This is a genomic window from Clostridium mucosae (assembly GCF_024622765.1).
Lineage (GTDB): Bacteria > Bacillota > Clostridia > Clostridiales > Clostridiaceae > Clostridium.
Genome location: NZ_JANKAF010000018.1, coordinates 61212 through 74442, shown reverse-complemented (window position 1 = coordinate 74442; position 13231 = coordinate 61212). Strand labels below are relative to the sequence as shown.

Sequence of the window (13231 nt, the reverse complement as noted above, 5' to 3'; positions counted from 1 at the left end):
ACTAATTGTTGATTAGTATTGTATAAACTGAATAGTTTCATGATTTAAGTTTATGCAAAAAAGGTGGATTCTATTGAATCCACCTTTTCCCATTTATTCGGCTAGTTGCTTTTGCAACAGCCCCTTTCTTAATTCTTTATTTCAATTTTTTTATAATATTAAATAATTCTATTGCTGCTTTCCTTGGTCCTTCTTTTTCTTGGCCTTCTAAAGCTAAACAGGTTTTTATTTGCCCAACTTTTACAGTTCCGTTAAACATATCTTCAAAGTATTTTTCTATTAATATGTCCGTTTCTTGTTGCTTTTGGGCTGGTCCAAATGGATTTGCAAAATAGCTTTCAACTAACCCCTTTTCTGATGTTGTTCCTTTAGCCATTCTTGCGCCTGACTTAAATACCTTTATAGCCTCCTCTGGAGTTTTAAAGTATTCGATTGAATTTTCTCCTTCTTTAACTTCTGTATAATTATTTGCGTAAAGGAATAAATCAACTTCATATCCCTTTACTATTTCTTTATATGGTGCCACTGGCATTACCAGTCTAGCATTTATCTTATCTGGATTCATGAAAATACTTCTATCAATTTCTTTAAAAGCATATCCTTGATCCAAGTCGTCTAATCTAACAAATGCTCCTATTTCTGTTCCATATCCAATTATTTTGCCATCTACTTCTTTAAATGTTCCCATATCATCAAATATAATAGTCATATTGCTAATATAATCTTCACTTAAAGTTCTAAACGCTTCTAAACTTTCTGATTTTCCTGCTCCACTATCTCCCATTATAACAACATTTGCTGTATTCCCATCTTTAAGCTCGATATTAACCATTGCCCCATGTATAGGTAAATATCCCCTCTTTATCATTACTAAATTGTGTAATGTAAGCGTCATTTTCTTCATATATCCAAAGTAATCAATATCTACGGAATGGTTAACGTAACCTACCATAATATCATTTTCTTTATCATCATAAAATACAGTTTTCTTTTCATTTTCATCATCTGTCGCTCCAAATACATAGACTAAATCTGGTTTTTTACCTCTATATTCTTCACATCTAGCCATTTCAAATAAATTACATAAAGTTATCCCATGCTGCATGAAATCTCTATGGAAGTATATAAATGCCATAAGCTCACCTACTTTAGCTGGATAACAGAACCAATGATCTTTATTTAAAGATGCATATTTTAATGGGTTACTATCAGTTTCGGTGAACATTCCACTTCTAGTATTTTTCTTTGGGTATGTTATAAATGGAGTCTCTAATAAAATACTATCAATAAATTCTATATCTTCTAAAGCTTCATATCCTTTTGGTAGTGGCCATAGAATTTTATTAATTATGATTGATGCATTTCCCCCAACAGGTATTTGTCTAAATACATTTGGCCTATATCCTAATACATTTTTTTCAACTTTTCTATATAATTTTAATATTAAATTAGATAATGCTGAGTTAGCTTGCGTAAAGTTTACTACGGATAATCCTGCTTGACGTCTATTACTATGAATGATTGTATATCTTTCTAATCTTCTCCAAAATAAATATAAATCCTCCACAAAAGCTATGAATTTATCTTTATCTGAAAATAAATCGCAATAATTAGGATTAGCTTCTACAATTTCATTTACATTTAAAACTGTACAATATTTAAATATTTTAGATAAATCTTCTGATATTTGTGAAACATCTTCTGTTTTTAAACCGGACTTTAAATATCTCCAACTTAATGTAACTTTCTTTTTAGACTTTTTTAAATAAGTTTCAATTACCCTTCTAAATCCTTCACTTTCAACTAACTCCTCAAATGTACTACAATATTTAGCTGTAAAATTAATTAATACCTTATCATTACTTATTGAAAACTCTTTACGCATACAATTGCCCCCTTTTTGAAATATATATAAATTGAAAATTTCATTTTTGCACTATTTTTTTATATTATAACATATATTTTGCAAGTTTAGGAAGAAGTCTTTTTCAATTTTCAAAAATTATTACGACTTTTTTATATTTTTTAACAAGGAAAACGTAATCATATTAAGTTTCCTTAGATATTTTTATAAATTTATCAAATTCGCGAATACTTTTCTAATAATAATCATATATATTCACAACGTATCCGAATTATTTTAGAGATATATTTTTTATAATATGATTATTTCTTGAATATAAAAAAATAAACTATACCTTTAATTTTCTTTTAACGGTATAGTTTATATATTATTCTTACTATGATTTTATTGTCCTAAATTTTTTGCAATTACTTCTCTGACCTTTTCCATTAACCCTTTTTCTTCTTCTCTAGTTAAATTTTCAGTATATATAGGCTTATCAAATGTAACAGTTATATCTATTGATTTAAATTTTCCATCTATTTCATAAGCTCTATATGCCCCATCAATAGAAACTGGCACTACAGGAGCCTTAGCCATTGTAGCTAATTTTAAGCTTCCCTTTTTAAATTCTTTTAACTTTCCATCCTTGCTTCTTGTTCCCTCAGGAAATATAGCCATACTGTAGCCTTTTTTTATATTCTCTGCACCTTCTCTTATAACTTTAATTGCTTCTCTTGCATTTTCTCTATCTAAAGGAACACAATTATACTTTTTCATCCAATATCCTAAGACAGGAGCCTTTATCATTTCCTTCTTAGCAACAAATCCCATACATTTTCCTACTGAGTTTATTAAAAGAGGAATATCTAGAATACTAGTATGATTTCCTATATAACAACATGGAACATCTGGAATATTCTCTTTACCTTTTATAGTAACATTCATATTAAGAGTATTATGTATTGTATATCTTGCCCAATCTTCTCCAACCTTCCCACTATAATCTACTGCAGCTTTTTCTCCCTTTGTAATTTCTAAAAACCAACGTTTTATAGCTTTAAATTGCATGAATATCATATATATACCATAATTAATAATTTTAAAAATACTCATTATTCTTCACCACCATATTTTATTTCTTACTTTATTATAAATGCTTATATTTTTTTCTTCAATTATATTTTTATTACTATATGGCTATAATATATATATATTATTAAGAACTTGAACTTAAAATTAAACTAGAATATATCATTAAAAAATTTATTACATCTCTTATATATAATACTCTACTTAAATATCTAATAATTAAATTTTATATTATTCAAGGAGACAGGAATTGATTAAGAAACTATTCTATATGTTTGTAAACTTTATTCTCATAATTTTGCTTTTCCAATGCAGCATTAATATCAAAGAAAATAATTTAGAAACTAATAAAAATACTATGCTAGTACATTTTATTGATGTTGGTCAAGGTGATTCTATATTAATCCAAGTAAATAAAAAGAACTTACTTATTGATTCTGGACCTAATGAATCTGAAGATAAGTTAAAAAAATATCTTAAGAAATTAAATATATCTAAGTTTGATTATGTAATTGCAACTCACCCCCATGAAGATCATATAGGAAATATGAGCTATATAATTAATAATTTTGAAGTTATAAATTTCTATGCACCTAAGGTTGAAAATTCTACAAAGGCTTTTGAAACAATGGCAGAATCTCTTATTCGAAAAGATTTAAAAATCAAAATACTAAAGGCAAATATGAAATCAATAGATCTTGGTAATAATGTGATAATAGATGTTTTTTCTCCTCTCTCTAACAGATATGAGGATTTAAACAATTATTCTCCTATTATAAAAATATCTTATAAAAATACTTCGTTTTTATTTACTGGTGATGCTGAAGAGCTTGCTGAAAATGAAGTTTTAAATGCTGGCTTTGATTTGAAATGCGATGTGTTAAAAATAGGTCATCATGGATCTTCTAGTTCGACTTCTGAAAAATTCTTAAATGCAAGTAATCCTTCTATCGCAGTAATTTCCGTAGGAGAAGATAATACTTATGGACATCCAACCGATGTTGTTCTATCAAGATTAAAGGAAGCTGAAATTTATAGAACAGATATAAATGGAAACATCGTAATAACATCAGATGGTTTATCCTTAAAATGATAGATGCTCCTAAAATTATTAGGAGCATCTATCATTTAAGATTTTAATCTTAAATTAATATTTTAACTTTCTTTTCTTTCCTTTAATGCATCCTATTATTTATCTATGCAAGTTTTTTCTTTCGTTTTGTTTATATCTTTTAAATTTTTATTTTGTATATTAAAAAAGTTATTTTCTAATTCTTTATTTTCATCTATTTTTTCTATATCTTCTATATATTCATCTTCTTCAATTTCCTCTTCTTCGATTTCCTCTTCTTTCTTTAGATATGCTGTCCATCTCATATAAATGTTATATAAATTGGTGACATCCTGTTCATTATATAGAAGTATAGTTTCTATTTTCTCTTTTGGCATTCTTAGTATATACTCTCTATCTTTTAATACTTTATTAAAAGTTTTTGCCAAATTAGATCCACTAATTAAATCTCCCTCTCTATGAATATCAAACTCTTTTTCAAGATTCTTCAAACCTATAGAGTGCCCATTTTCTTTTTCATATTCTCTTTGAATATCTATATCCTCAAATTCCTTAGAAAAATTAAATTCTATTCCATATTTTTTAAACAAATAATTTATAACTGTATAGTCATTATTTCCTGAGAAAGTAACAATTGCTTTCTTCCCTTTTCTCTTCATATTAACAAAATATTTTTTAGCTAAATCAAGAATTTGGATTACTTCACCTTTATTTTCAATCATATATTGAGTTACATACAATTTATTTTTTTCAAAAATACAAGCTCCAAAGACTCCTATACATTTTGGCTTCTTATATACATAATGCTCTAAATCAAAAAATATTAGTTCTTCCGGAGGCCTATTGATTGTATCCGTTTTTAGCATAAAATCTCTTGCTAAATAATCCACCTCTATTATATTCTCTCTTATAATCACATTACCACTCTTTCTTCCTTATCATTTATCACCTTTTAAGTCCTTAGTTTATCTTATAATATTATATCATCTTTTATAACAATATAAAAATAAATATAATTAAATCTTCCTACCTTAATATAATATTATGTAATTTATTATATGTTCAACAAAAATATAACTAAGTTTAAATATAAAAACATTTTATAATTGATAATATTTATCAGTTATGCACTTAAAAATATTGACTACATTTTAACATTTTGGTATTATAATAATATGATAATGATTTTCAATACGAGGTGATGATATGAGTCTATGTGAATTAAATTTAGGGGAAAAAGCTATAATAAAATACATCAATGGTGATGATAAACTTACAAAAAGATTATTAGCTCTTGGTTGCATTGAAGGAACTGAAATTGAACTTAAAAGGGTAGCTCCTTTAGGTGATCCAATAATAGTTAATCTTAGGGGATTTGATTTAGCAATTAGAAAAAAGGATGCTAAAAATATATTTTTAGCTGTATAGGGGGAATAACAAATGAAAACAGTAGCATTGCTTGGAAATCCAAATGTAGGTAAAACTACACTTTTTAATTACCTAACTGGTTCAAACCAAAGAATTGGGAACTGGGCTGGAGTTACAGTAGATAAGAAGGAAGGATTTTTCGGAAATACTAGAATAGTCGATTTACCTGGTATATATGCAATGGATACTTATTCTAATGAAGAAAAAATATCTAAAGCATTTTTAGAAAATGACGATGTTGATGTTATATTAAATATAATAGACGCCTCAAATATTGATAGAAATCTTTATTTGACTACTCAATTAAAACAATTTAAAAAACCTATTATTTTAGCTGTAAACATGATTGATATTGCTGAGAAAAAAGGAATTAATTTAGATTATACTAAATTATCAGAACTTATGAATGTTACAGTAATTCCAATTGTTGCTTCTAAAGGACAAGGCATTGATAAAATTAAAGATGTTATTGAGAAAGATAATTATTTATCTAAAATAGATAAATATAATTATGAATTTAATAGCGAAAAAGAAACTTATGAATTTATAGAATCAATTCTTAATAAATGTAATAAAACAATAGATAAATCTAAAACTACATTAAAAGATAAATTAGATAACTTTTTATTAAACCCATGGCTTGCATATCCAATATTTATAATAATAATGGCATTAATGTTTCAAATTACATTTGCATGGATTGGACAACCATTATCTGATTTGTTAGATGGACTTTTAAATGATTCATTTTTACCTTATTTATCAGATTTACTTTCTAATACCGCTCCATGGTTTCAATCTTTGATAGTTGATGGTATTGTAGCTGGTGTTGGAGGAATTATTGTTTTATTGCCTATAATACTTGCACTATTTGCATGTATATCAATACTTGAAGATAGTGGATATATGGCTAGAGTTGCATTTATCATGGACAAGTTAATGAGAAAGATGGGACTTTCAGGTAAAGCTTTTATACCTATGATTGTCGGATTTGGTTGTACAGTTCCTGCAATAATGTCTGCCAGAACATTAGAAAGCGAAAAAGATAGAAAACTTACTGCTTTATTAGTTCCACTAATGAGTTGTAACGCTAGATTACCTGTTTATGCTGTATTTGCAGCAGTATTTTTCCCAAACTATACAGGATTAGTAGTTGCACTTTTATATTTATTAGGTGTAATATTAGCATTTATTTTAGGAATAATATTTAAGAATACTTTATTTAAAAAAGATGAAGAACCATTTATTATAGAACTACCAGAATATAAGGCTCCTTCTATAAAAAATGTTGGTAAACAAGTTTATGAAAAAGCTAAAAGCTTCTTAGTAAAAGCTGGAACTATAATATTTGCTATGAGTGTTGTTATTTGGTTCTTATCGAACTTCAGTTTCTCAGGTATGGTAGATGTTAATGATAGTATTTTAGCATCAATCGGAAACTTAATAGCTCCAATATTTAGTCCTTTAGGATTTGGTAACTGGCAAAGTTCAGTTTCTTTATTAACTGGATTACTAGCTAAAGAAACTGTTGTCGCATCAATGGGAATCATATTTGCAGGTGACTTATCAGTAGTGTTACCAATTTATTTTACTACAGCATCAGCAATATCTTTCTTAGTTTTTGTACTTTTGTATACTCCTTGTATATCAGTTTTAGGTGCAATGAAGAAAGAATATGGTACTAAGTTCACTTTATTTGCAAGTTCATATCAACTTATATTGGCTTGGATAGTTTCATTTATAATTTTTAACATAACTAAATTATTTATATAAAAGAAGGTGTTTCTATGGAAATATTAATTACATTAGTTATTGTTGCTTTTGCTGGCTTTACAATATATAAGAACATAAGAAAATCTTCTAAAGGTGAATGTAATTGTGGAAGCTGTTCAAATCATTGTTCAGCCTATAAAGAAGAAGAAAATGGAATTAAACTTGAGAAGAAAAACTAAAAGTAAAATGGCTTAATAAAATCAATGATATTTTATTAAGCCATTTTTTATTACTACTAACTGTTTTCTGCAGTTTTTACTAAAGCTTCATTCTTTTTCATTATTCTTTCATAATATACTTTTAAAGTTGCAGCTGTTGGTGATGCTAAAAGCATCCCTAAAGCTCCATAAAATCCTCCGCCTATTAATACTGCTACTATTATAAATAAAGGTCTTACTCCTACTTTATTTCCTATTAATTTAGGATCTAGATACCAGCCATCAAATAATTGAAGCGCCAATAATACTAAAAATACAATTAATCCTTTAGTTGGTGATACAAAAACATTAAATAAAAATCCCACTATTTCTCCTATAAATGGTCCAAAGTATGGAATCATATTAGTTATTCCAACTATAACAGCTAATAAAAAAGCATATTCTGACTTAACTATGGTTAGTAAAACTAATGCCATAGCTGCAATAATTGAAGAATCCACTGCTTTTATTCCTATATAAGCACCTATCATATTATGATATATTCTAACAGCTTCTATTAATTTTTTCCCTCTCTTTTCTTTAAGTATTAAGAATGTTACTTTTTTACTTTCTTTTATTAACCTATCCTTATCTACCAGAACATATATAGATATTAATAATCCTAAAAATAGTTTAAGTAACTGACTAGAAATAGTAAATATATATGATATTGAACCTTCTAATAAAGTTACTGCCATTGTTCCAAATTGAGCTATGATATGATTAATATTATCCGTAGTTCCTGTAGTATTTATAAATTCTTTTACAGATTGATTATTTAAAATTTTATCTAACCATTCTTGAGTTTCTTGGATATAGGAAGGCATTTTTGTTGTTATGTCAACAGCACTATCTATTATACTAGGTATTAAGTATAAAGATGCTAATATTATTATTGCTAATACCAATAAATAAGTACTTAATATTGCAACACCTTCTTTTACCTTAAACCTTCTTTTTATAAGCTTAACTAAAGGATTTAAAATATATCCAAATACTAACCCATATAAAACTGGCAACATTAAAGACCAAAACTTCTTTAATATACTAAAAAAATACGGATAATTTTCTATAATCTTAAATCCAACTATCCCAACTAATATTGCTATAACAATAGTAATTAACAAATCCTTATTTTTTATATTATTAAAAATAATTATCTACTCCTCTCTTAGATTTCTATAGATTATATCATAATAGTATTATTTAGTCTTTCATATTATTGTTAATTTTTTATAAAAATTAGATGCAAATAGGGATGCGAATTCTCGCATCCCTAAACAATTATGTTACATCTTATCAACAACTTCAATTCCTAATAAAGCTAAAGAGTTTTTGATAACTTGACATGTTGCTTTTACTAAACTCAATCTAGCTTCTTTTAATTCTTCATCTTCTAAGTTTAATACTGAATGTGCATTATAGAATTTATTAAATGATTTTGCAACTTCTATTGCATATCTTGTAATAATTGATGGCTCTAACTTTTCTGTTGCTAAATGTATTTGTTTTGCAAATCCTTCTAATGTCTTTACTAATTCAAACTCTTCCTTTGAAGAAAGCTTAGAATAATTAGCATTTCCTTTAAGCTCTCCTGCTCTTGTTAATATACTGTTTGCTCTTGCATATGAATATTGAACATAAGGACCTGTTTCGCCATCAAATGAAAGCATTTCCTTCCAATCAAATACTATATCCTTTTCTCTAGAATTTTTTAGATAAGTAAATACTACTGCACCAACACCTATCTTTTTAGCCACTTCCTCTTTATTTTCTAAGTTTGGATTTTTTTCATTTATTACTTCTAATGTTTTATCTATAGATTCTTTTATTAAGTCATCTAATAAAATAACTTCACCTTTTCTAGTTGAAAGTTTTCTATCTGCAAATTTTACAAGTCCGAAGCCTACATGAACACAATCTTTTGCCCATTCATGGCCTGCAAGCTCTAATACCTTAAATACTTGTTTAAAGTGTAGTGCTTGTGGTGTTCCAACTACATATATGCTCTTATAGAAATCATATTTCTTCTTTCTATACATTGCAGCAGCTAAGTCTCTTGTTGCATATATTGATGCTCCATCACCTTTAAGTACTATACATGGAGGCATATTGTATTCATCAAGCATAACTACTTGTGCACCATTACTTTCAACTAACAAATTCTTTTCCTTTAATTCATTTACTACAACATCCATTTTATCATTATAGAATGCTTCACCTGCATATGAATCAAATTTAACATCAAAAATTTCATATATTCTTTCAAATTCTTTTAAGCTTAAATCTCTAAATCTCTTCCATAAAGCTTCTACTTCTTTATCTCCATCTTCTAATGCTTTAAAGTAAGCTCTTCCTTCATCTTCAAGTGCAGGATCCTTTTCTGCTTCATCATGGAACTTAACATATATTCTTAATAATTCATCTATAGCATTCTTTTCTAATGCCTCTTCATTTCCCCATCTTTTATATGCAGATATAAGCTTTCCAAATTGAGTTCCCCAGTCACCTAAATGATTTATTCCCTCAACATTATATCCTTCTTTCTTAAATATCTTATATAATGAATTTCCTATTGCTGTTGTAAATAAATGTCCAACATGGAATGGCTTTGCTATATTAGGTGATGAATATTCAACACAAATAGTTTTTCCTTCTCCTACATTAGATGAACCATATTCATCGCCTTCTGTTAATACTTTTTCTATTGTATTTTTAGTAAAGATACTTTTATCTGCAAAGAAATTAACATATGGCCCAACATTAATTATCTTTTCGAATCCATCATTGTCTATTTTACCAGCTAACTCCTCTGATATCATATTAGGAGCTTTTCTAAAAGTTTTTGCTAATTGAAAGCATGGAAATGCATAATCTCCCATATCACTCTTTGGTGGAATTTCTATTAATTTTTCTATGTTTTCAATATCCATATCAACATATTTACTTATTGCTTCTGCAACTTTTTTCTTGTAATCCATTATGTATCCTCCTTAATTTTTACTAATAATTTGAAAAATAAAAAATCCGTCTCTTAAATAAATAAGAGACGGAAAAAATCCCGCGGTACCACTCTGATTGCATAAAATGCCACTCAATGCTTTAACGCAGCAATACGAACTATCCTACTAATAAAATTTCAGTAGCTATCTCCAAGGCTCTCTTCCTAATATTCTATCTTATAAGGCTTACACCACCCCTTACTCGCTTAAAGAATCAAATATAGTACTCTCCTCTTCATAGATATTAATACTTATTCTAATTTAATATAAACATTATACATAAACAAAACTTTTATTGTCAATAAAAAAGGTATACTTATATAAATATATTTAACTCTTACCTATACTTTATTAATTAAAGTGATATAATATCTATAACAAAAATAATTTTCATAATATTTACTTAAGGAGTCAATATGGATAGAGTTGGTATTATCGATATAGGTCCAAGTTCTCTTAGACTTATGTTAACGGAAGTTAATGAAAATGGATATTTTAAAATAATAGATGAATTAAAAACATCTATCAGATTATGTCATGATTTAGTTACTGATTACGGAATATGTAACGAAAACTCTAAAACTATACTTTCTACACTTAGAGCATATAAATCACTTTGTACTGTTTCAGGTGCAAATAAAATATTTGCTGTTGCTACTGAATCTTTAAGGGAAGCTAAAAATAAAGATATTCTTCTTCCTCTTATTAAAAAAGAATTAGATATTGATATTAGAGTTTTAAGTTGCGACGAAGAAATTTATTATAACTTTTTTGGAATAAGAAGAAGCATTTATATAGGCAATTCTTTAATGATTGAAGTTGCTGGTACAGATACTCATTTAGCTTGGGTTCAAGGGGATAAAATAATAAAAAGTGTTACCTTACCTATAGGAAGTGTAAATCTAACATATAAATTTAATTTAAAAGATAGAATATTACCTAAAGATTTAACTGATGCACTTAATTTCATATCTGAAAAGTTAAATGATATAAGCTGGCTTATGGAAACTAAATTTGACTCAATAATAGGTATTGCATCTATAGTTAGAAATATTGGTAAAATAGATAGAGTTAGAAAAAGATATCCTTTTGATATTCCTCATAACTACGAGCTTTCTGATATTGATGTTCAAGAAATATTTAATTTATTAAAATGTAAGGACTTTAAGCAAAGACAAAAATTAGATGGAATAGACCCAGAGCTTGCAGATATAATAGTTGGAGGAACCGCTATCTTTAAGAAAATAGCTAATATGGTTCAATGTAATAAGATAATAATTTCAGGAAGAGGCCTTAGAGAAGGCTTAATGTATGAATATCTTAATAATAAATATCCAATACCAGAAGACATGCTAGATTATAGTATAAATGGAATATTAGAAACGTTAAATAGTGACAAGAGTCATGCACTAAATGTATTTAAAATAGCTTATAATTTATTTAATTCTTTAAAACCACTACATCATTTAGGAGATGAATATTTAAATATTATAAAAACATCTTCTATGCTACATGATTGTGGTATTAGTATTAACTATTATGGACATCATAAACATTCATTTTATATAATATTAAATTCTTATATAAATGGGTTAACACATAAGGAACTTCTTATGAGTGCTGCTATTGCAGCTTCACATAGGTTTAATAACTATCAAACACCTTTAGCTCCATTTTCATCAGTTATTAGCCAATTAGATTTACGCTCTGCAAAACTTATTGGAGTACTTGTTAAAATAGCTGAAGGTTTAGATAGAAGCCTTGTTGGTGCAGTTAAAGAACTTAACGTATCATTTGATAGTGATACAGTAACAATTAAAGTTTCTTCAGATATAGATGTTGACTTTGAAATTCGCCAAGCCTTAAGAGCAGGTGAAAAATTTAAAGAAATATATGGGAAAGAGCTTATTATAACAGCTATTTAAATTATTAACTTAATAGAATTTGATTATAATTTACCCATATTAAAGAAAATTGCTAAAATAATAAAAAAGTAGATTCATTTAAGTGTAGTTAAGAACTCAGTAAATCTGGCTTTTAATTACACTTCTTTCTATTGAATCTACTTTTATATTAAAATATTATTCCTAAAACTCCAAAAGCTATTTTACTAAATAGATTAATGATTAAATTTGATGGAATTGTCAAGATAAATTGACCTACTACAACAATTGCTAAAAGAATAACCATTTGATATTGATAAAGCTTATCTGCAACTTTATAAAAGCTTCTAGGGTTTAACTCCCTAAACAATTCAAATCCTGCAAGTCCTGGAAGTGGAATTAAATTAAATACAAATAAGTTTATATTTATAGCTGATATAAGATATAGGGCAATACCAACTATACTATAAGTTGATGATGGTAAAATGCTATATGCTATATAAGACCATAATGCATATATGAACATTCCTACAAATCCAACTAATAAATTTGCAAGAGGAGCTGCCATAGTTACCTTTATTGCATCCTTCTGACCTCTCTTATATGCACTTGGATTAGTATCCACTGGTTTAGTCCACCCAAATCCTACTAATAAAATCATAATAAATCCAATAATATCAATATGAGCTGTCGGATTTAATGTTAATCTTCCCTGAAATCTTGGCGTTTTATCTCCTAACTTATCTGCCACTTTAGCTTTTGCATATCCTTGAGCAACAAAAGCTATCAAAATTGCAGGCACTGTTAATATCTTAGTTAATAAATAGTTTGATCCTAACATCCTAGTCCTCCTTATTCTTTTTTATGATTATACCATATTTATTAAACTTAATACCCTTGTTTATATTTTTTTAATAAAAAGGGACTCTACTAATAGTAAA

Annotated in this window: 11 protein-coding genes and 1 other annotated feature; of the genes, 5 read left to right on the top strand and 6 right to left on the bottom strand. The window is 27.3% G+C overall.

Annotated elements, in window-relative coordinates; genetic code table 11:
- Positions 1–136 precede the first annotated feature (136 nt).
- The gene (locus NSA50_RS16220; protein WP_195429465.1) at positions 137–1885 is read right to left on the bottom strand and encodes a phosphoenolpyruvate carboxykinase (ATP); all 1749 of its coding nucleotides are present in this window, start codon (positions 1883–1885) and stop codon (positions 137–139) included.
- A 363-nt stretch (positions 1886–2248) separates the two neighbouring features.
- Positions 2249–2959, bottom strand: coding sequence for a lysophospholipid acyltransferase family protein (locus NSA50_RS16215; RefSeq protein ID WP_195263329.1), 711 nt, complete (start codon positions 2957–2959; stop codon positions 2249–2251).
- Between the two features lie 247 nt (positions 2960–3206).
- On the opposite strand from NSA50_RS16215, the gene NSA50_RS16210 reads away from it, so the two are divergent.
- On the top strand, positions 3207–4028 hold the full coding sequence (locus NSA50_RS16210) for a ComEC/Rec2 family competence protein (RefSeq protein WP_195429571.1): 822 nt from the start codon (positions 3207–3209) through the stop codon (positions 4026–4028).
- A gap of 95 nt (positions 4029–4123) precedes the next feature.
- Here the strand turns inward: NSA50_RS16210 and NSA50_RS16205 are convergent, their stop codons facing one another.
- A complete protein-coding gene (locus tag NSA50_RS16205) occupies positions 4124–4924 on the bottom strand; it encodes a ribonuclease H-like domain-containing protein (RefSeq protein ID WP_195263328.1) in 801 nt (266 codons plus the stop codon).
- 289 nt (positions 4925–5213) lie between these two features.
- Here NSA50_RS16205 and NSA50_RS16200 point away from each other — a divergent pair, with 289 nt between their 5' ends.
- From NSA50_RS16200 to NSA50_RS16190, 3 genes are read left to right on the top strand one after another with little or no spacing between them, the layout of a single operon-like run.
- Positions 5214–5435 (top strand): FeoA family protein, encoded by a 222-nt coding sequence (locus NSA50_RS16200; RefSeq protein WP_195263327.1) that lies wholly within the window; start codon positions 5214–5216, stop codon positions 5433–5435.
- 12 nt (positions 5436–5447) lie between these two features.
- Positions 5448–7208, top strand: coding sequence for a ferrous iron transport protein B (gene feoB, locus NSA50_RS16195; protein WP_195263326.1), 1761 nt, complete (start codon positions 5448–5450; stop codon positions 7206–7208).
- Between the two features lie 14 nt (positions 7209–7222).
- Positions 7223–7387, top strand: a complete 165-nt coding sequence (locus NSA50_RS16190) for a FeoB-associated Cys-rich membrane protein (protein WP_195263325.1) — start codon at positions 7223–7225, stop codon at positions 7385–7387.
- 56 nt (positions 7388–7443) lie between these two features.
- On the opposite strand, the gene NSA50_RS16185 is transcribed toward NSA50_RS16190, so the two are convergent.
- Both NSA50_RS16185 and argS read right to left on the bottom strand, forming a co-directional pair.
- Positions 7444–8532 (bottom strand): AI-2E family transporter, encoded by a 1089-nt coding sequence (locus NSA50_RS16185; protein WP_257446731.1) that lies wholly within the window; start codon positions 8530–8532, stop codon positions 7444–7446.
- A 162-nt stretch (positions 8533–8694) separates the two neighbouring features.
- Positions 8695–10386 (bottom strand): arginine--tRNA ligase, encoded by a 1692-nt coding sequence (gene argS / locus NSA50_RS16180; RefSeq protein WP_195263323.1) that lies wholly within the window; start codon positions 10384–10386, stop codon positions 8695–8697.
- 61 nt (positions 10387–10447) lie between these two features.
- Positions 10448–10655, bottom strand: a binding site (T-box leader).
- 168 nt (positions 10656–10823) lie between these two features.
- On the opposite strand from argS, the gene NSA50_RS16175 reads away from it, so the two are divergent.
- Positions 10824–12332, top strand: a complete 1509-nt coding sequence (locus NSA50_RS16175; protein WP_257446728.1) for a Ppx/GppA phosphatase family protein — start codon at positions 10824–10826, stop codon at positions 12330–12332.
- A 148-nt stretch (positions 12333–12480) separates the two neighbouring features.
- Here NSA50_RS16175 and NSA50_RS16170 read toward each other — a convergent pair whose 3' ends face one another.
- Positions 12481–13131, bottom strand: a complete 651-nt coding sequence (locus NSA50_RS16170; protein WP_195263321.1) for a site-2 protease family protein — start codon at positions 13129–13131, stop codon at positions 12481–12483.
- Between the last annotated feature and the right edge of the window lie 100 nt (positions 13132–13231).

Coding starts and splice junctions, on each gene's coding strand:
- NSA50_RS16170 (WP_195263321.1), bottom strand. CDS start 13,131: ATGTTAGGATCAAACTATTTATTAACTAAGATATTAACAGTGCCTGCA.
- NSA50_RS16220 (WP_195429465.1), bottom strand. CDS start 1,885: ATGCGTAAAGAGTTTTCAATAAGTAATGATAAGGTATTAATTAATTTT.
- feoB (WP_195263326.1), top strand. CDS start 5,448: ATGAAAACAGTAGCATTGCTTGGAAATCCAAATGTAGGTAAAACTACA.
- NSA50_RS16210 (WP_195429571.1), top strand. CDS start 3,207: ATGTTTGTAAACTTTATTCTCATAATTTTGCTTTTCCAATGCAGCATT.
- NSA50_RS16175 (WP_257446728.1), top strand. CDS start 10,824: ATGGATAGAGTTGGTATTATCGATATAGGTCCAAGTTCTCTTAGACTT.
- NSA50_RS16200 (WP_195263327.1), top strand. CDS start 5,214: ATGAGTCTATGTGAATTAAATTTAGGGGAAAAAGCTATAATAAAATAC.
- NSA50_RS16190 (WP_195263325.1), top strand. CDS start 7,223: ATGGAAATATTAATTACATTAGTTATTGTTGCTTTTGCTGGCTTTACA.
- argS (WP_195263323.1), bottom strand. CDS start 10,386: ATGGATTACAAGAAAAAAGTTGCAGAAGCAATAAGTAAATATGTTGAT.
- NSA50_RS16215 (WP_195263329.1), bottom strand. CDS start 2,959: ATGAGTATTTTTAAAATTATTAATTATGGTATATATATGATATTCATG.